Annotated in this window: 17 protein-coding genes; 13 read left to right on the top strand and 4 right to left on the bottom strand. The window is 74.8% G+C overall.

What is annotated here, in order from left to right; translation table 11 throughout:
• The first annotated feature begins 13 nt into the window (after window positions 1-13).
• A complete protein-coding gene (locus tag AB0D08_RS26090) occupies window positions 14-1,030 on the top strand; it encodes a BadF/BadG/BcrA/BcrD ATPase family protein (RefSeq protein ID WP_359892062.1) in 1,017 nt (338 codons plus the stop codon).
• A gap of 131 nt (window positions 1,031-1,161) precedes the next feature.
• Here the strand turns inward: AB0D08_RS26090 and AB0D08_RS26085 are convergent, their stop codons facing one another.
• Complete coding sequence (locus AB0D08_RS26085; RefSeq protein WP_033824411.1) at window positions 1,162-2,121, bottom strand: helix-turn-helix domain-containing protein; 960 nt, start codon at window positions 2,119-2,121, stop codon at window positions 1,162-1,164.
• Window positions 2,122-2,192: 71 nt separating this feature from the next.
• On the opposite strand from AB0D08_RS26085, the gene AB0D08_RS26080 reads away from it, so the two are divergent.
• Both AB0D08_RS26080 and AB0D08_RS26075 read left to right on the top strand, forming a co-directional pair.
• A complete protein-coding gene (locus tag AB0D08_RS26080) occupies window positions 2,193-2,804 on the top strand; it encodes a cysteine hydrolase family protein (protein ID WP_359892059.1) in 612 nt (203 codons plus the stop codon).
• A gap of 207 nt (window positions 2,805-3,011) precedes the next feature.
• Complete coding sequence (locus AB0D08_RS26075; RefSeq protein ID WP_359892056.1) at window positions 3,012-3,434, top strand: hypothetical protein; 423 nt, start codon at window positions 3,012-3,014, stop codon at window positions 3,432-3,434.
• Between the two features lie 44 nt (window positions 3,435-3,478).
• Here the strand turns inward: AB0D08_RS26075 and AB0D08_RS26070 are convergent, their stop codons facing one another.
• Entirely contained in the window at window positions 3,479-4,051 is a 573-nt protein-coding gene (locus AB0D08_RS26070; protein ID WP_233289323.1) for a nucleosidase, read from the bottom strand.
• A gap of 245 nt (window positions 4,052-4,296) precedes the next feature.
• Here AB0D08_RS26070 and AB0D08_RS26065 point away from each other — a divergent pair, with 245 nt between their 5' ends.
• The 10 genes from AB0D08_RS26065 to AB0D08_RS26020 all read left to right on the top strand — a co-directional run bounded on the left by AB0D08_RS26065 (window position 4,297) and on the right by AB0D08_RS26020 (window position 17,344).
• Window positions 4,297-5,688, top strand: coding sequence for a hypothetical protein (locus AB0D08_RS26065; RefSeq protein ID WP_359892053.1), 1,392 nt, complete (start codon window positions 4,297-4,299; stop codon window positions 5,686-5,688).
• Window positions 5,689-5,700: 12 nt separating this feature from the next.
• Window positions 5,701-6,642 carry a glutamate ABC transporter substrate-binding protein gene (locus tag AB0D08_RS26060; RefSeq protein WP_033824408.1) on the top strand — a complete coding sequence of 314 codons (942 nt, stop codon included), beginning with the start codon at window positions 5,701-5,703 and terminating at the stop codon, window positions 6,640-6,642.
• A gap of 191 nt (window positions 6,643-6,833) precedes the next feature.
• Window positions 6,834-8,156, top strand: a complete 1,323-nt coding sequence (locus AB0D08_RS26055) for a hypothetical protein (RefSeq protein ID WP_033824407.1) — start codon at window positions 6,834-6,836, stop codon at window positions 8,154-8,156.
• Between the two features lie 25 nt (window positions 8,157-8,181).
• The gene (locus AB0D08_RS26050) at window positions 8,182-10,572 is read left to right on the top strand and encodes a tetratricopeptide repeat protein (RefSeq protein ID WP_359892050.1); all 2,391 of its coding nucleotides are present in this window, start codon (window positions 8,182-8,184) and stop codon (window positions 10,570-10,572) included.
• Window positions 10,573-10,615: 43 nt separating this feature from the next.
• The gene (locus tag AB0D08_RS26045) at window positions 10,616-11,815 is read left to right on the top strand and encodes a PP2C family serine/threonine-protein phosphatase (RefSeq protein WP_359892047.1); all 1,200 of its coding nucleotides are present in this window, start codon (window positions 10,616-10,618) and stop codon (window positions 11,813-11,815) included.
• 38 nt (window positions 11,816-11,853) lie between these two features.
• Window positions 11,854-13,188, top strand: a complete 1,335-nt coding sequence (locus tag AB0D08_RS26040) for a VWA domain-containing protein (RefSeq protein WP_359892044.1) — start codon at window positions 11,854-11,856, stop codon at window positions 13,186-13,188.
• 64 nt (window positions 13,189-13,252) lie between these two features.
• Window positions 13,253-14,677, top strand: a complete 1,425-nt coding sequence (locus AB0D08_RS26035) for an FHA domain-containing protein (RefSeq protein WP_359892042.1) — start codon at window positions 13,253-13,255, stop codon at window positions 14,675-14,677.
• Between the two features lie 115 nt (window positions 14,678-14,792).
• Window positions 14,793-15,710, top strand: a complete 918-nt coding sequence (locus tag AB0D08_RS26030) for an ABC transporter ATP-binding protein (protein WP_359892039.1) — start codon at window positions 14,793-14,795, stop codon at window positions 15,708-15,710.
• Window positions 15,707-16,840, top strand: a complete 1,134-nt coding sequence (locus AB0D08_RS26025) for an ABC transporter permease (protein WP_359892036.1) — start codon at window positions 15,707-15,709, stop codon at window positions 16,838-16,840. The genes AB0D08_RS26030 and AB0D08_RS26025 overlap by 4 nt, the downstream gene beginning before the upstream one ends.
• Before the next feature lie 99 nt (window positions 16,841-16,939).
• A complete protein-coding gene (locus tag AB0D08_RS26020) occupies window positions 16,940-17,344 on the top strand; it encodes a globin (RefSeq protein WP_033819220.1) in 405 nt (134 codons plus the stop codon).
• Window positions 17,345-17,380: 36 nt separating this feature from the next.
• Here the strand turns inward: AB0D08_RS26020 and AB0D08_RS26015 are convergent, their stop codons facing one another.
• Window positions 17,381-18,082 carry a hypothetical protein gene (locus tag AB0D08_RS26015; RefSeq protein WP_051812013.1) on the bottom strand — a complete coding sequence of 234 codons (702 nt, stop codon included), beginning with the start codon at window positions 18,080-18,082 and terminating at the stop codon, window positions 17,381-17,383.
• A gap of 134 nt (window positions 18,083-18,216) precedes the next feature.
• Window positions 18,217-18,774, bottom strand: a complete 558-nt coding sequence (locus AB0D08_RS26010) for a thioesterase family protein (RefSeq protein ID WP_082526350.1) — start codon at window positions 18,772-18,774, stop codon at window positions 18,217-18,219.
• Window positions 18,775-18,998: the final 224 nt, after the last annotated feature.

Raw genomic sequence — 18,998 nt, 5'->3', positions numbered from 1 at the left:
CTGGGGGGAACCGATGAACCACCGTCAGGAGGAACAGCTCCCCGGCGTCCTCGCCATCGACGCCGGGAACAGCAAGACGGACGTCGCCCTGGTCTCCGCGGACGGCACCGTCCTCGGCTCGGCCCGCGGCGGCGGCTTCCAGCCCCAGCTCGACGGCGCCGAACAGGCCGTCGACGGGCTCGGCCCGCTGGTCGAGGAGGCCGCCCTGCAGGCCGGGCTGAGACCGGGCACCCCGTTCACCACGCACGTCAGCGCGTGCCTGGCCAACGCCGACCTGCCGATCGAGGAACAGCGGCTGCAGGCCGCCATCGAGGCCCGGCGCTGGGGGCTGACCGGCCACGTCGCCAACGACACCTTCGGTCTGCTGCGGGCCGGCACCGACGGCCCGCGCGGGGTCGCCGTGGTCTGCGGCGCCGGCATCAACTGCGTCGGCCTGCTGCCGGACGGGCGCACCGCCCGCTTCCCCGCGCTCGGCCACCTCACCGGCGACTGGGGCGGCGGCGGCGGGCTGGCCGCCGAGGCGATGTGGCACGCCACCCGCGCCGAGGACGGCCGCGGCGGGCCCACCGCGCTCGCCGGCGCCATCGCCCGGCATTTCGGACTGCCGAGCGCCACCGCCGTCGCCGAGACCATGCACCTCGGCGGGCTGGACCGGGGGCGGCTGCACGAGATCGTCCGGGTGCTGTTCGCCGCCGCGGAGGCCGGCGACCGGACCTCGCTCGACCTGGTCGACCGGCAGGCCGACGAGATCGCCCGGCTGGCCGTCGTCGCCCTCACCCGGCTCGGCCTGCTGGGCGAACCCACCCCCGTGGTGCTCGGCGGCGGTGTGCTGGCGGCCCGCCACCCGCTGCTGATCGACAACCTCACGGCCCGGCTGGCCGCGGCCGCCCCGGTCGCCGAGACCCGGATCGTGGTCGCCCCGCCGGTGCTCGGCGCCGCCCTGCTCGGCCTCGACCACCTCGGCGCGGGCCCCGAGATCCAGCACCGCCTGCGGGCCGCGTACCCGACCACCACCCCGGTCGCCGCCTGAACCCGGGTGGTCCGCGGCCCCGCCCGGACCACCCGCCCGAACCACCCGCCGCCGGCGCCACCGGGGTCCGCACACCCCCGGCGCCGGCGGCGGGTACCCGTCTCCAGGGGCCACGGCGGGGCCGTCCCCGGTCAGGCCTGATCGCGGCCCCGGAAGGAGCGCCGGTACTCCCGCGGGGCGAGGCCGACCCGGCGGGTGAACACCGGGCGCAGCGAGACGGCGGAGCCGAAGCCGCAGCGGACGGCGATCTCGTCGACCGGCAGGTCGCTCTCTTCCAGCAGCCGCTGGGCGGCCAGTACCCGCTGTTCCAGCAGCCAGCGCAGTGGCGGGCTGCCGGTGGCGGCGGCGAAGCGGCGGGCGAAGGTGCGTTCCGACATCACCGCGAGGCGGGCCATCCGGGCCACCGTCCAGGGGGTGTCGAGTTCGCCGAGCACGGTGGTGCGCACGGCGCCGAGCGGGTCGTCGGCGTCGGCCACCGGGACCGGGGAGGGGATGAACTGGGCCTGTCCGCCGGAGCGGAACGGGGCCGTGACCATCGAGCGGGCGATGGCGGCGGCGGTCTGCTGGCCGTGGGCGGTGCGCACCAGGTGCAGGCACAGGTCGATGCCGGCGGCGACGCCGGCCGAGGTCCAGACCTCGCCGTCGCCGGTGAACAGCACCTCGGGGTCGACACTCACCGCCGGGTGGAGCCGGGCCAGGTCGTCGGTGAGCCACCAGTGGGTGGTGGCCCTGCGGCCGTCCAGCAGGCCGGCCTCGGCGAGGACGAACGCGCCGGCGCACAGCGAGGCGACCGGGATGCCCCGGGTGTGGGCCTCGCGCAGCACGTCGAGCAGCCGGGGGTCGGCGGGTGCGAACGGGTCGGTGACGCCGGGGACGACGATCAGGTCGCAGTCGAGCAGGCCGGGGAACTCGTCGTCGGGCCGGCGTTCGAGGCCGCCGCCGAGCCGGACCGGCTGCCGGTCGGGCCCGCAGACCCGCAGGTCGAAGACGGGCAGGCCGGTCGGGGAGAGCCGGTTGGACCAGACCTCGCCGATCACGGCGTAGTCGAAGGCCCGTACCCCGTCGAAGATCGGACAGCCCACGGTGCGCATGGCAGGATCATATCGATGGTAGTCATTTCTGCCCATCACGGCGGGGCGGGCGCCGCCCGCAGGATGGAGCCATGACGAACACCAGCGCATTCAACGCCCCGCTCGAACTCGCCGCCGACGCCGTCCTGGTGGTGATCGACGTCCAGCAGGGCTTCGAGGACCACGAGTACTGGGGCGAGCGGGACAACCCCGGCGCCGAGCAGCGGATCGGCGAGCTGATCGAGGTCTGGCAGGCGACCGGACGTCCGGTGGTGACGGTGCAGCACCGTTCCGCGAGCGGCCCGCTGACCCCCGGCACGCCGGGCTACGAGCTGAAGCCGGTGGCGGCCGCCGTCACCCCGGACCTGCACGTCACCAAGACCGTCAACAGCGCCTTCTACGGCACCCCGGACCTGGACGCCTGGCTCCGGGCGCGGGGCGCCTCCCAGCTGGTGACGGTCGGGATCATGACCAACGTGTGCAACGAGACCACCGCGCGGATGGGCGGCAACCTCGGCTACGACGTGATCTTCCCGATCGACGCGATGCACACCTTCGCGATGGCCGGCCCGGACGGCGAGTTGATCCCGGCCGCCGAGCTCTCCCGGGCCACCGCGGCCGCCCTGCACACCATGCGCTTCGCCAAGGTGGTCACCACCGAGGCGGTGCTGGCGGCCGCCGCGCGGCCGGTCACCGTCGGCTGACGGTCCGCCGGAAGTGCCGCGAGGGTCCGTCCGGCCGCACCCGGGACGGTGGGTGACACCCCACCGCCCGGTTGCGGCCGGATGAATTTTGGATGTTCCGGCAAGATGCCCGCTTTGGCCATTGAGGCAGGTGTTCGACCACCGGTACTGTCCCCGCTCCGAGCAGCACCGCCTCCGGTGCCCGAACAGCCCAGGAGCACACGCCAGATGGCGATCCGCAAGTCCACCATGCAGGAGCAGGTCGCCCAGGCGATCGCAGCGATCGAGCCGAACGACCGCCCCGTGGTCACCTTCCACACCATCACCGGGCCCAGCCCGTGGATCATGAACGAGCTGGGCCTGATCGGCCAGTTCTTCGTGAAGTACTACTTCGTCACGCTGACCGAGCGCGTGGTCGTGGTGCACCGGGCCGGCCGGCTGGCCAACAAGCCCAAGGAACTGGTCCACGTCATCCCGCTGGAGCAGGCCCGCGGCCTGGTCGGCAACGTACGGCGGCGGACCCTGTGGAGCTCGCTGCGGTTCAGCTTCCCGGGCGACCAGAAGCCGACCCGGCTCAACGTCGCCCGCTACTGGCGGGCCGAACTGGACCAGTTCGTCCCGGCCCTGACCGGCGAGCAGATCGCGGCCTGAGCCGGACGCGGCCGAGGGCGCCGGGGTGCCGGGCCGGCCACCGGTCAGAGCCGGGTGCGGGCCCAGTCGGCGAGGATCTTCGCGCAGTCGTCCACCGACTCGCGCCAGGTCCGGTCGGCGCCCGCGCCGGCCTCGTCGCTGACGTGCTTGATCAGCCGGATCGGCACCCCGGCCCGCTCGGCCACGTTGGCCAGTGCGTAACCCTCCATGTCGACCAGGTCGGCGCTCTGCGCCAGCCGGTCGCGGGCCTCGGGGTCGGAGACGAACAGGTCACCGGTGGCGAGCACCGGACCCGGACCGTCGCCGAGCTCGATCGGGCCGCCGAAGCTGCGGCCGGTCAGCTGCCGCAGCACCCGGGCGTCGAGGTCGTGCTGCAGCACCCGGGTCACCTGGTGGGTGCCCGCCCAGCCGGACTTCAGCGCACCGGCGGTCCCGAGGTTGACGATCTCGGACGGGCGGTCGCCGCGAGCCAGCACGGTCGCCAGCGCGGCGGTCGCGTTGATCTTCCCCATCCCGGTGAGCAGGACCGGGAAGCGGCCGTCGAGGTGGGCCGCCTCCTCCTGGACTGCGACGACGAGCAGCGGGCGGTCAGCGGCGACGGTACCGATCAGTTGCATGCGCCCCATGCTACGCAGGGCGCCGAGGGAGGGGCGATGGCCAGGGGGCGGAACCACCGGGGGGTGGCACCGCGTCGACAGCAGGCGGAGCGGCAACGGCCCCGGCCCGGCGGCCCGAGCGGCGGGCGGACCGGCCCGAAGCTCAAGTCCGGCACAACTCACGTGTACTCGTCGGTGCCCGCAGACATACTGCTGGCATCGGGTCCGGCCCCGCGCGCGGGGCGGCCACAGGGGAGGGCGGGGCGGTGGCGACACCAGTGATCGCGGGGGAACGGGCGTCCGTGCAGGTGGCGGAGCCCGGCACGACGGAAGCCGGCACGACGGAACGCGGGCCGGGCCGGCTCGGGTTCCTGCGGCAGGCGGTGGACAACCCGCCGGGGCGGCTGCGGCTGGCCGGTGCGGTCCTGGCCACGCTGGCCCTGCTGTTCGGCCTGGTGGCCGCCTGGCAGGTCGCCGACCGTTCCACCGCCGCGGGCCGGGTGGCCCACCGCAGCGGGCCGTTGAGCCAGGACACGGCCGAGATCTACCGGTCGCTGGCGGACGCGGACACCACCGCGGCCACCGGCTTCCTGCTGGCCGGCAACGAGCCGCCGGCCGTCCGCCAGCGCTACCAGGACGACCTGGCCACCGCCGCCCGGCTGCTCGCCCAGGCCGCCGCCCACGGCGGCGACTCGGCCGACACCCAGCGCTGGATCTCCGAACTGAACCAGCAACTCCCGCAGTACGCGGGGCTGGTGGAGACCGCCCGGGCCAACGACCGGCAGGGCCTGCCGCTCGGCGGCGCCTACCTGCGGTACGCCTCGGGCCTGATGCAGGACACCATGCTGCCGAACGCGCAGAAGCTGGTGGCCGCCGAATCCGCCCGGCTGGACGCCGACTACGACGACGCCGGGTCGGTGCCGTGGGCGGCGTTCGCCCTCGCCGTGCTGACGCTCGCGGCGCTGCTGCGCCACCAGGTGCTGCTGCTGCGGCGCACCAACCGGGTGTTCAACCCCGGGCTGGTCGCGGCGACCAGCGCGATGCTGGCCGCCACGGTCTGGCTGCTGGCCGGCGGCCTGTCGGCATCCTCCTCGCTGGCCGACAGCCGCACCGCGGGCGCGCAGCCGCTGCGCGCCCTCGACCAGGCCAGGACCGAGGTGCTCCAGGCCCGCGCCGCCGAGAACCTCAACCTGGTCTCCCGCGGGTCCAGCGACAAGTACACCGCGCAGTGGGACACCGTCCTGGCCGACCTGGCCGGCCGGCGCGAGGAGCCGGACCGGACCGGGGGCGCCCTCGGCCGCGCCCGGCAGCTCGCCCCGGCCGGCGCGGCGGGGCCGCTGGACGAGGCCCGCAGGCAGCTCGACGCCTGGCAGGCCCGGCACGGGCAGGCGGCCGACACGGAGGCCGCGGGCGACTACGACGCCGCCCTGCAGGGCACCGTGGGGGCGGGCCGCGGCGACTCGGCGCAGGCCGCGTTCGAGGCGCTGGAACAGCAGCTGGGACAGGCCGCGGCGGTCGAACAGGCCGCGTTCAGGACGGCGGTCGACGGGGTCGACACCGGACTCGCCGCACTGGCGGTGGGGGCCGCGGTGCTCGCGGTCGCCTGCGCCGCGGGCGTGTTCCGGGGCATCGGCCGCCGACTGGCCGACTACCGCTAGGGGGTGGGGACGATGATGCGCAAGGTACGGGCCAGGGCCCTGGTGGCCGCGGTCGCGCTGGCGGCCGGGGTGCTCGGCGCGGGCGGTTCGGCGGGGGCCGCCGGTGGCGGCGCCGGACCGGTGAGCGCCGCCCGGGCGCCGGAGTTGGCTCCCGCGGCGGACACCTGCGACACGACCAGGAGCGTGCCCCCGGCCAAGGACCCCGGCGGCCCGAAGATCAAGAAGATCCGGGAGCGCGGCACCCTGGTGGTCGGCATCGACCAGAACAGCTACCACTGGGGCTACCGCAACCCGCAGACCGGCACCATCGAGGGCTTCGACATCGACCTGGCGCACGCCATCGCCAAGTCCCTGCTGGGCGACCCCGACAAGATCACGTTCAAGGCCGTCCCGACCGCCCGCCGGATCGACGCGGTCAAGGCCGGCGAGGTGGACCTGGTCGTCCGGACCACCACCATCACCTGCGCCCGGATGCAGGAGGTCGCCTTCTCCAGGCCGTACTTCGCCGCCGGACAGCGGCTGGTGGTCCCGAAGTCCGCCAAGGCCACCTCGGTGGACCAGGGGCTGAAGGGCAAGCGGGTCTGCACCGCGGCCTCGTCCTCCTCCGACACCGAGCTCAAGACCAACCGGCACGGCGCCTCGGAGGTCACCGTGGTGGAGAACCAGCTGGACTGCCTGGTGCTGATGCAGCTCGGCAAGGTGGACGCGACCTTGACCGACGCCGTGCTGGCCGCCGCCCAGGCCGCCCAGGACCCGACCGTCGAGGTGGTCGGCGAGACCCTGCTGGCCGGCTGGATGGGCGTGGTGGTCAACCAGGCCGACACCGACCTGGTCGCCTGGGTCAACCAGGCGCTGCTCGACTACAGGGCCGACGGCGGCTGGCGGCGCAGCTACGACCACTGGCTGGCCGGATCGATGGGCACGTCGCCCGACCCGTACGAGTTCAAGCAGTAGCCGGCACCCGCCCGGCCGGCGCCGGTGACGGCACCGGCGTCGACCGGAGCGGCGCCATCCGGAAGACTGGCCGCCGGGCGGCCCACCGCCGGCACCTGCCGGAGCGACGGACAGCCGGCCGCCCCGTCAACTGCGCTGCCCGACGAGGCAGAGAGGAAGGACCCCGCGTGGCAGGATCGGCCGGCCCGGCGATGAGCCGGGAGGAGGTGGACCGTGCGCTGGCCCGGCTGGGCGCCGAGCGCGACGCGGTCGAGTCCGCGCTGCTCGCCCTCCAGGACCACCCGGGCCGCCGGCTGCTGGAGGGCGCCGAGCTGAGCGGGCGCACCGCCGAGCGCTGGTCGGTCGCCGGACAGGGCCTCGGACAGCTGTGGGCCCTGTTCGACCGTTACTCGGAGGCGCTGGCCTCGGCCCGCGCGGTCCGGGCCCGCCGCAACCGGCCCGGCGGCGCCGAACTGGCGCAGCTCACCGAACTGCTCACCGGCCCCGCGGTGACCGTCTCCGGCGGCCGGCTGCCCGAGCCGGCCGGCCTGCTCGGCGGCCCGGTGCGCCTGGCCGAACAGGTCACCCTGGCCGAGCTGATGACCCGGATGAACGGCTGGTACGAGACGGTGCTGGAGGTGGTCGACGCCGCCGACGCGGTGTGGTCCGCACTGCCCGCCCGGATCGACCTGCTGCTGGCCGAGCTGCGCCGGGTGCAGATGCTCGCCGTCTCGGTCGGCGTCCGCCCCGGCGGCCACCCGCTCGCCGACGACCTGGACGCCCTGGCCACCGACCTGACCGCGCTGCGCGACGAGGTACGGGCCGACCCGCTGGCGCTGTGGCGGCCGGTCCGGGTCCCGGCCCAGCGCGGCACGGTGCCCGACGGGACGGCGTTCGCCGCCCCCGGCGGCACGGTGGACACCGGGCGCTTCGACCGGGCCGGGCGGGCACTGGACGACGTCCGGGTCGAGCTGGAGGGGCTGTTGCGGCTGCGCGACGAGTCGCACGAGCGGCTGCAGCAGATCGCCGACCTGCTGCAGCGCGCGGACGCCACGCTGACCGAGGCCCGGCGGGCCCGCGGGGAGGTGCTGGCCAAGATCGCGGCCACCGAGGTGCCGGCCGTGCCCGGGCCGACCTCGGCGCTGCGCGAACGGATCCGGCACGCGGTGGAGTGCCAGCAGACCGGCCAGTGGTACCGGCTCGGTCCGCTGCTGGACGCCCTGGAGGACGCCGCCGCCAAGGAGCTGAACCGGGCCCGGCAGGCACTCACCGAGGTCGCCCAGCCGCTGGCGGTCCGGGCCGAGCTGCGCGGCCGGCTGGAGGCGTACAAGGCGATGGCCGCCCGGCTGGGCCTCGCCGAGGACCCGGAGGTGGTGGAGCGCTTCGAGAAGGCCAGGTGGCTGCTGTGGAGCGCGCCCTGCGACCTGCGGGCGGGCGCGGAGGCGGTGGCGCGGTTCCAGCAGGCGCTGCGGCCGCCGGAGGCCGCCGGCCCGGCGGGCGGGCCGCAGGACGCACGGCCCGGTGGACAGGGATGAGACACGGTCAGGGGGAACGGTTCTGATGGCTGCTGAGGTGTGCACACGGCCGGAGTGCTCCGGCACCGGCGAGATCGACGCCGACGGGTACTGCACCGAGTGCGGGCTCAGCCCGCGCCCGGCCGCCGCACCGGACGGGGCGTGCGGGCGGGACGGCTGCGCCGGCACGATCGACCCGGACGGCTACTGCGACGAGTGCGGCCTGGCCGCGCGGGCCGCCACGGCCGGGCCCGTCGCGGTACCCGCCGCCCGGTCCGGCTCCGGGGTGTCCCGCTCCGGCTCGGTGCGCACGATGTCCGGCCGCTCCCGTTCGCACCGCTCCTCGGCCCGCACCGGCCGCGGCTCCGCCATCTCGGTGCGCAGCTCCGGCGGCACCGGCGGCACCGCCCGGCGCGGCAACCTCGGCGCCGGCCTGGTGGCCGTCCCGCCGGTGCCCGCGCCGGACCCGGCCTCCGCGGTGCTGGCCGACCCCGGGGTGCCCGAGCGCAAGCGCTACTGCAGCAAGTGCGAGAGCCCGGTCGGCCGGGAGAAGGACGGCCGGCCCGGCCGCCCGGACGGCTTCTGCACCAAGTGCGGCACGGCCTACTCGTTCACGCCCAAACTGGTCCGCGGCGACCTCGTCGGCGGCCAGTACGAGGTGCTCGGCTGCCTCGCACACGGCGGCCTGGGCTGGATCTACCTGGCGGTCGACCGCCGGGTGAACGACAAGTGGGTCGTGCTCAAGGGCCTGCTGGACACCGGCGACGAGGACGCGCTGGCGGTCGCGGTCGCCGAACGGCGCTTCCTCGCCGAGGTGGACCACCCGAACATCGTGCGCATCATCAACTTCGTCGAGCACCCGGACACCCGCACCGGCTCCACCGACGGCTACATCGTGATGGAGTACGTCGGCGGCAAGTCCCTCAAGGACATCGCCAACGAGCGCCGCACCCCGGACGGACGGCGCGACCCGCTCCCGGTCGAGCAGGCCATCGCGTACGCGCTGGAGGCGCTGCCCGCACTCGGCTACCTGCACAGCCGCGGCCTGGTCTACTGCGACTTCAAGGTCGACAACGTGATCCAGAGCGAGGACTCGCTCAAGATCATCGACATGGGTGCGGTCCGCCGCTCCGACGACGACGGCCCGATCTACGGCACCGTCGGCTACCAGGCCCCGGAGATCGGCACCGACGGCCCGACCCCCGCCTCCGACCTCTACACGGTGGCCCGCACGCTGGCCGTGCTCACCTTCGACTTCCCGCACTACGCCACCACCCACCGGTACGAGCTGCCCGGCCCGGAGGAGGTGGCCGTCCTCGCCGAGTACGAGTCCTTCTACCGCCTGCTGGTCCGCGCCACCGACCCGGACCCGGCCCGCCGGTTCGGCTCCGCCACCGAGATGGCCGACCAGCTGACCGGCGTCCTGCGCGAGGTGCTCAGCCTCAAGGACGGCCGCCCGCGGCCCGCCGCCTCCACCCTGTTCGGCCCGGAACTGCGCCTGCTGGACAGCGAGCTGACCGAGCAGCCGCTCGATGCGGTGCAGGCCGCGCTGACCCTGCCGGTACCCCGGGTCGACCCCGCCGACCCCGGCGCCGGGTTCCTCGCCGCGCTGACCGCCGGCGGCCCCGCAGAGGTGCTCACCACGCTGCTCGCCGCCCCCGCCCCCTCGGTCGAACTGCGGCTGCGGGCCCTGCGCGCCGAACTCGAACTCGGCGACCCGGCCGCCGCCGGCCGGACCCTGGACGCCCTGGCCACCGAGTACCCCGACGACTGGCGGGTGGTCTGGTACCGCGGCCTGACCGACCTGGCCGCCGGCCGCACCGAGGCGGCCGCCGAGTCCTTCGACGCGCTCTACGACGCCTTCCCCGGCGAGAGCGCGCCCAAGCTGGCCCTCGCCGTCTGCGCCGAACTGCTCGGCCACGGCGAGGACGCCGCCGAGTTCTACCGGCTGGTCGGCGCCACCGACCGCAGCTACGTCAGCGCCGCCTTCGGCCTGGCCCGGGTCCGGCTCGCGGCCGGCGACCGGGACGGCGCGGTGCACGCCCTGGAGACCGTCCCGGAGTCCTCCGCGCACTTCACCGCGGCCCGGATCGGCACCGTCCGGGCCAGGCTGCGCGGCCGCACGGCCGCCGAGCACCTCGGCCCCGAACTGGGCCGCTGCTCCGACCAGCTGGGCGCGCTCACCCTGGACGCCCGGCGCCGCGCCGAACTCGCGGTCGAGGTGCTGGACACCGCCCTGCAGTGGGTACTGGCCGGAAAGGCGGGCGACGGACCGGAGGGCGGACCCGAGGTCCTCGGACATGCCCCCGCGGAACGGGAACTGCGCTTCGCTCTGGAACACTCCTACCGGGTGTTGGCGCGGTTGTCCGACCGGGCCGAAACGAGGATCGAGATGGTGGAGCGGGCGAACCGGGCCCGCCCCCGGACGTGGGTGTGACGCAATGCCGCAGCAGACCAGGTGCCCCAGCTGTGCCGAACCGATGGACCCTCAGGACGCGTTCTGCGGGGCCTGCGGCGCGAACCTGAACGGACCGCCGACCGTGCTCGACGCTCCCGCCGCCGCACCGGCGGCCCACGGGTGCGTCCACTGCGGCGCCGCCGAACTCGCCGCCGACGGCTACTGCGAGGCCTGCGGCAAGGTCCAGCCGCGCCCCCGCGACCACCAGGAACGGGCGCTGACCGGCGTCGCCGGGGTCTCCGACCGCGGCCTGCGCCACCACCGCAACGAGGACGCGTTCGCGGTGGCCGGCACCGCGCTGCCCGACGGCGCACCCGCCGTGATCGCCGTGGTCTGCGACGGCGTCTCCTCCTCGGCGCGCCCCGACGAGGCCTCCGCCACCGCCGTCGACGCCGCCTCCGAGTCCCTGCTGACCGCGCTGGAGCACGGCCAGGACCCGACCCTGGCGATGCGCGGCGCCATCGCCGCCGCGGCCCGCGCCGTGACCGACCTGGCCTACGACGGCACCCCGCCGGAGCGGCCCGGCGGCCACCTCAACGCACCCGCCTGCACCTACGTCAGCGCCGTCTCGGCGGCCGGCGTGGTCACCATCGGCTGGGTCGGCGACACCCGCGCCTACTGGATCCCGGACGACCGCGACGCCGCCGAGCCCTACCGGCTCACCGAGGACGACTCCTGGGCCGCCCGGATGGTCTCCGCCGGGCTGATGGCCGAGGCCGAGGCGTACGCCGACCCGCGGGCGCACGCCATCACCGGCTGGCTCGGCGCCGACGCCGAGGACCTGGACCCGCACACCGTCAGCTTCACCCCGCACGTCCCCGGGGTGGTGCTGATCTGCACCGACGGCCTGTGGAACTACGCCGAGGCCGCCACCGACCTGGCCACCTTCGTCCGCCGCGACGCCCGGACCGAGCCGCTGGCCACCGCCCGGTCGCTGGTGGACTTCGCGGTCGCGGCGGGCGGCCACGACAACATCACCGTCGCGGTGCTGCCGATCACCCCGAAGGCCCGCCCGGAGGAGGCCGAGGAGTACGAGGCCACCATGCTCGACCTGCCGGTCCAGCTGCCGCGGCACGACGACACCCTCCCGGACCTGCCGAGGGTGACGGCCGCCGCCCCGGCCGCCACCGCATCCGCCGCCCCGCCGCCCCCGGGCGCACCGCTCGCCCCGCCGGCCCCGGCCGCCCCGCCGATGCCCGCCTACGCACCCAGCACCGACTGACCACCACTCATCTGACCGCTCGACAGGAGCTCTCAGTCATGGCAAGTCTGTCCAGGCCCACCGCACCCCGGTTCGACGTCGACATCTTCCAGAACGAGTACCTCGCCGAGGGCGCCCGGGAGGTCAACGCGATCGTCACGGTGACCGCCACCGGCGGCGGCACCTCGGGCGGGCGCCCGCTGACGCCCGGCGACGGACCCGCCGCCGGCGTGGTGCTGATGGTCGACTGCTCCGGCTCGATGGACTACCCGGCGGCCAAGGCCAAGAACGCCCGCGAGGCCACCGCCGCCGCGATCGACACCCTGCGCGACGGCGTCGCCTTCGCGGTGGTCGCCGGCACCCACGAGGCCACCGAGGTCTACCCCGGCGACGGCACCCTAGCGGAGGCCGGACCGCACACCCGGCAGGAGGCCAAGCTGGCACTGCGCAAGCTCAAGGCGGCCGGCGGCACCGCCATCGGCACCTGGCTGACCAAGGCCCACGCGCTCTTCACCAGCCGCCCCGACCTCGCCATCCGGCACGCCATCCTGCTCACCGACGGCCGCAACGAGCACGAGAAGCCCGCCGAACTGCAGCGCGCCCTCGACCTCGCCACCGGGTACTTCACCGCCGACTGCCGCGGCGTCGGCACCGACTGGGAGGTCGCCGAGCTGCGCCGGATCTCCTCCGCGCTGCTCGGCACGGTGGACATCGTCGCGGAGCCGAACGGCCTGGCCGACGACTTCCGGGCGATGATGTCCACCGCCATGGGCAAGCAGGTCGCCGACGTCGCCCTGCGGGTCTGGACCCCCGCCAACGCGGTGCTCAAGTACGTCAAGCAGGTCGCCCCCAGCGTGGAGGACCTCACCGGCCGGCGGACCGAGGCGGGCCCGCGGGCCGGCGACTACCCGACCGGCTCCTGGGGCGACGAGAGCCGCGACTACCACGTCTGCATCGAGGTCCCGGCCGCCGCGGTCGGCAACGAGATGCTCGCCGCCCGGATCAGCCTGGTCCTGCCCCGGCCCGGCGAGGCCACGCCCGAGGTGCTGTCCCAGGGCCTGGTCAAGGCCGTCTGGACGGACGACCTGGCCTCCTCCACCCGGATCAACTCCCAGGTCGCGCACTACACCGGCCAGGCCGAGCTGGCCGACTCCATCCAGGAGGGCCTGGCCGCCCACCGCGCCGGGGACGTCGACCGGGCCACCGCCAAGCTGGGCGCCGCCGTCCGGCTGGCGCACCGGACGGGGAACGAGGGAACCCTGAAGCTGCTCCAGAAGGTCGTCGACGTCGTCGACGCGAAGGAAGGTACCGTTCGGTTCCGCAAGGATGTGAGCGAGGCCGATTCGATGACACTCGAGACCCGGTCGACCAAGACCGTCCGGGTGAAGAAATAATCGACCGACCGAGACCTGACCGGCCACCGCCCGGGGCCGACCAGCTGGACAAGTGGGGGAACTGATGCCGATCTGCCCTAGGGGCCATGAGTCGCAGGCCGAGGACTGGTGCGACTTCTGCGGCTTCCCGATGACTCCGCCGCCCGGCCTGGCCGTCCCCGGCAGCCCGGCCGGGTCCGGGTCGTTCGCCGGCCCGCCCGGCCCGCCGCCGGCCCCGGCCGCCCCCGCGGGCCCGTACGGCGCCCCGCCACCGCCGCCGCCACCGCCGCCCGGGCAGCCGTACGGCTCGCCGACCATGGTCTCGCCGTCCCCGGCCGGGCCCGACTTCACCGCGGACCTGGTGACCTGCCCGATCTGCCGGACCCCGCAGACCGGGCGGTACTGCGAGGAGTGCGGCTACGACTACCAGCTGCCCGCCGCCGGCCGGCCGCAGGCCCCGTCGCACCCGCAGGCCGGGCCCGCCGCTCCCCCGCCGCCGTCCCCGCCCGCACCGCCGCACCACCTGCACCAGCCGCCTCAGCACTCCCAGCAGGCACAGCACTCACAGCACTCCCAGCAGCAGGCTCCCCAGCCCCCGCAGCACCCGGCGGAGCCGGGCAGCCGTCCGGGCTACGGCTACCCGCCGCCGGCCTACGGACAGCAGCCCTACGAGCAGCCGTTCCAGCAGCCGGTCCAGCAGCCGTACGAGCAGCCCTACGAGCGGGGCGGCTACGAGCGCCGCGGTCCCGAGCGCGGCGGCTACGAGCCGGGGCGCCCCGCCGAGCCCGGCGGCTACGAGCCCGGTGGCTTCGAGCAGGGCGGTTTCGAGCAGGGCGGCTACGAGCCGCAGCCGTTCGAGCCGCAGTCGTTCGAGCCGCAGTCGTTCGAGAAGGCCCCGCCGCCGCCCCCGGCACCCTCCCGGCCCTCGGCGCCAGCCCAGCCCTCGCAGCCGTTCCCGGACCAGGACGGCTACGAGCGCAGCGGACCGGTCTACGCCCAGCCCGGTGACGACCTCGGCACCTCGTTCCGGCTCGCCCCGCCCGGCGACGGCGCTCCGGGCCGGACGCCGGGCCAGGCCCCGCCCGCGGCGCCGGTGCGCACCAACTGGATCGCGGTGGTGAGCGCCGACCGCGAGTACTTCACCGACATGATGATCCGCAGCGGCCCCGAGGCGGCCGGGCTGTTCTTCCCGCCGTACTGCCCCGACCGGCGGATCCCGCTGACCGGCCGCGGCCAGCTGCGGATCGGCCGGCGCAGCCAGCACCGCGGCACCGTCCCGGAGATCGACCTGTCGGTCGCCCCGGAGGACCCGGGCGCCTCGCACAACCACGCCATGCTCGCCGAGCAGGCGGACGGCAGCTGGGTGCTGGTCGACCAGGACTCCACCAACGGCACCACCGTCAACGGCAGTCCCGACCCGGTGCCCCCGCACACCGCGATCCCGCTGAACGACGGCGACCGGATCCACATCGGCGCCTGGACCACCATCACGGTGCACCGCAGCGCCTGAACCGGCTGTCCCGGCCCCGGCGGAGCCCTCCGGCTCCACCGGGGCCGCGGGTTTTTCTCATGCTTTGCTCAAGCACCTGTCAAGATCTCCACACCTGGCCCTAGGGTCTGGAGTCATGACTGAAGCAATATCCGCTGACGGGATCCGGAAGCGGTACGGGGATGTCCAGGCCGTCGACGGAGTGTCACTCTCCGTCGCGACTGGCGAGTTCTACGGCATTCTCGGCCCGAACGGGGCCGGCAAGACCACCACACTGGAGATCCTGGAAGGGATCCGCGAGCCGGACGAGGGACGGGTCGAGCTGCTAGGCCTCGCACCCTGGCCGCGCAACACCGCGCTGCTGCCCAGGATCGGCGTGCAGTTCCAGGCCTCGGCCTTCTTCGTGAAGCTGACGGCCCGTGAGACCATCCGCACCTTCGCCTCCTTCTACGGCATCGGGCCCAAGCGCGCCGACGCCATGCTGGAGCGGGTCGGCCTGACCGACTCGGCCGGGGTGCTCACCGACAAGATGTCCGGCGGCCAGGCGCAGCGCCTGTCCATCGCCTGCGCCCTCGTCCACGATCCCGAACTGGTGTTCCTGGACGAGCCCACCACCGGCCTCGACCCGCAGGCCCGCCGCAACCTCTGGGACCTGCTGCGCGACATCAACGCCGAGGGCCGCACCGTGGTGCTCACCACCCACTACCTGGACGAGGCCGAGGTGCTCTGCGACCGGGTCTCGGTGATGGACCACGGCAAGGTGCTGAAGACCGGCACCCCGGCCGCGCTGGTGCGCGAGATCGACGACACCGTCCGGGTCGGCGTCGAGTCCGGACAGCTCACCGCCGCGCGGGCGCGCGAACTGTTCGCCGCCGCCGGGGCCGAGATCACCGGGCTGGAGGACGACGGCGCGACCCTCTCGCTCTCCACCCGGCTGCCCGCGCCGGTGCTCTCGGTGCTGGCCGAGCAGAACGCCCTGCGCGGCCTGGAAGTGCGCGGAGCCACCCTGGAGGACGTCTTCCTCCAGCTGACCGGACGGGAGTACCGCGCATGAGCACCACCTCCACCCCCGTACGCCGGCCGGAGTCCGGCAGCGAGAGCGCCGGGACCGAACGGGTCAGCGCCTTCGCCGGCCTGACCCGGGTGATGCTGCTCGGCTTCGTCCGCGACCGCGGCGCGCTGTTCTTCGTGCTGCTGATGCCGCTGATGTTCCTGCTGATGTTCGGCGCGCTGTTCAAGAACACCGGCGCCCCGCACGTGAAGGTGGCCGAGGTCGGCCAGGTCCGGGTCCTCGACTCGGTACAGGGCGAGGGCCGGGCCGAGCTCGAGAAGGTCCTCACCATCAGCCGGGCGGACGACGAGAAGTCCGCACTGGAGAAGCTCCGCAAGGGCGACCTCGACGGCGTGCTCAGCGAGGGCGCCGACGGCACGGTCAACCTCCGCTACAGCGCCACCGACCAGGTCAAGGCCGGCAGCGTCCAGGGCATCGTCAACTCGCTGGTGCAGGGCGCCAACCAGGCGGCCTCCGGGAAGGCTCCGGTCTTCACCCTGGTGCCCAGCCAGGTCGAGGACGAGTCGCTGAAGCCGATCCAGTACCTGACGCCGGGCCTGCTCGGCTGGGCGATCGCCACCGGCGCGGTCTACGGCGCCTCGTTCACCCTGGTGAGCTGGCGCAAGAAGCGGGTGCTGCGGCGGCTGCGGCTGGCCCCGGTCTCGCCGGGCACCGTGGTCGGCGCCCGGGTGGCGGTCAGCCTGGCGATCGCCCTCGCCCAGACCGCGATCTTCCTCGCGGTGGCCACCACGCCGTTCTTCGGGCTGAAGCTCACCGGCAACTGGTGGCTGGTGGTGCCGCTGGTGCTGTGCGCGACCATCGCCTTCATGTCGATCGGCCTGGTCACCGGCGCCGCCGCCAAGAGCGAGGAGGCGGCCAACGGCATCAACCAGATGATCATCCTGCCGATGTCGTTCCTCGGCGGCGCGTTCATCCCGCTCGACGGCGCCCCTGGCTGGCTCACGACCGTGTCCCACTTCCTGCCGCTGCGCTACCTGGTGACCTCCGCGCAGGCGGTGCTCAGCCGGGGCGGCGGCGTGATGGACGTCCTGCCGTCGATGGGCGGACTGCTCGCCTTCTCCGCCGTGATGTGCGCCATCGCGTGGCGCTTCTTCAACTGGGACGACGCGTAACGGGCCGTCCCGCCGCTCCCTCCCGAGGGACCCCGCCCGGGGGTCGTACGCCGGAAGTCCCGGTGTACGGCCCCCGGGGCCGTCTGGGACCATGGTCGGGTGAACGAGATCCGGCGCGAGACGCTCAGCGAGGAGACCTTCTACCAGGCGGTCGGCGGGGAGCAGACCTTCCGGCTGCTGGTCCACCGCTTCTACCAGGGCGTCGCCCAGGACGAACTGCTGCGGCCGATGTACCCGGAGGAGGACCTCGGGCCGGCCGAGGAGCGCTTCGCGCTGTTCCTGATGCAGTACTGGGGCGGCCCGCGCACCTACAGCGAGCAGCGCGGCCACCCGCGGCTGCGGATGCGCCACGCACCGTTCGCCGTCGACCGGGCCGCCCACGACGCGTGGCTGGGGCACATGCGGACGGCGCTCGACTCGCTGGAGCTGCCCGCCGAGGCCGAGCGGCAGCTGTGGGACTACCTGACCTACGCCGCCGCGTCGATGATCAACACGGCCGGCTGACCCAGGCCGGCGAGCGGCCGCCGTCCGCGGCCGCGCTCAGATCAGCGGGCTGAGGCCCAGCCCGGCACCGGGTGCGGCCGCCCGCCGCACCGCGACCGAACCCGCCGGGGCGCTCAACCGCAGCCAGCTGCCCGCCCGGTGCACCGTGAGCGGTGCGCCGGGCTTCAGGAAACCGATCACATAGGCCGCGTGCGCCGCCCGCAGCGGCAGCTCCGGCGCCGCACCGAGCGGCCGGGTCCAGATCTCGTCGGCCAGCTGGTCCAGCACCTGCCGGGTCCGGTGGTGCGCCGGAACCTGCTCGCTGCGCTCCTTGAACTCCCGTACCGCAGCCATCAGTTCGGGGTACACCAGGTGCGCGGACGGCTCCCCGGCCGGCTGCCAGCCGGTCCGCGGCGGAAGCAGACCCGCCCAGGCCGGGCCGGTCACCGGCGCCGGCACGGCGAACGAGCCGTCCGTCTCGTCCACCAGGTCCAGCAGCAGGCCCGCCGACACCGTCACGTCGACCGGGGTGTCCAGCTCCGCCAGCCGTGCCGTACGGATGGCGAGCACGCCCGAGCCGCCCAGCGGCAGCCGTCCGAACACCGCCAGCACACCCTCGCCGCCGGCCCCGCCCACCGCGGCCACCGCCTGCAGACGGACGGCGGCCGCCCGGTCGAAGCGCAGCAGCCGGACCAGGAAGGCGGCCAGGTCGGCGGCCTCACCGGTGTCGACGAGTCTCAGGCGGGTGGTGGTGGTCAACGCAGGTCAGCTCACTCGGATCGCGGGGTGCTCGGTGCGCACGGGGTGCTCGGTCCGCGCGGGGGTCTGGCGGCCGGACGCGGAACCGGTGCGACGCTCCGGCCGTGGAGCCGGCCCGCACACCGATACGCGCATCAGACGGCCGCGACGGCCCTGGCGGTACCGGCCGCCTCGCCCTGGACGCCCCGGCCGGCCGGGACGCGCTCGCCGGCCCGGACCTGCCGCGCATCACCGGCGCTGCCGGTGCTGTCGGCGCTGTCGCCCTGGTCGGCGTCGTCGGTGTAGCGGCTGAGGAACTCGCGCTCCACCGCGCTGATCCGCCGCGGCCGGCCCTCGGCCAGGTTGTACGGGACGACGACGGTCGAGGCCTTGACGTACACCGTCTCGGCGCCGTCCTCGGCGACGTCCTTGATCTCGTACGCGACCGTCAGCGAGGCACCGCCGATCTGGGTCACCCAGGTCTCCACCGTCACCGGAGCGGCCCGGTGGGTCAGCGGCCGCTTGTAGTCGATCTCGTGCCGGGCCACCACGGAGCCGCCCGCGAACTCACCCGCACCGGCCTCGGCGGCCCGGTGGAACATGAAGTCGATCCGCGCCTCCTCCAGGTAGCGCAGGAAGACCACGTTGTTCACGTGGCCGAAGGCGTCCATGTCGGACCACCTCATGGGGCAGGCGTAGATGTGGCGGGCCACGGTGAATCTCCTCCGATCGAAGGGCCGGCGACCGGCCCCGTCTGCCGTCCGCACAGCCTCGCGGCTCACGGGCGGCCGCCCGGCAGGGCGCCGCACGGGCAGCATGCCGGGCCGTTGTTGCGTCGGCGTTGCCGCCGGCCGTCCGGATCCCGACGGCCGGCGGGCCGGCGGTCTAGCCCCCGGGCAGCGTCTTGTAGGTGGGCCGGTGCGGGCCGGGGGCGGCG

The organism is Kitasatospora sp. NPDC048540 (assembly GCF_040651175.1).
GTDB lineage: Bacteria > Actinomycetota > Actinomycetes > Streptomycetales > Streptomycetaceae > Kitasatospora.
This window is presented reverse-complemented; position numbering and strand designations above follow the sequence as displayed.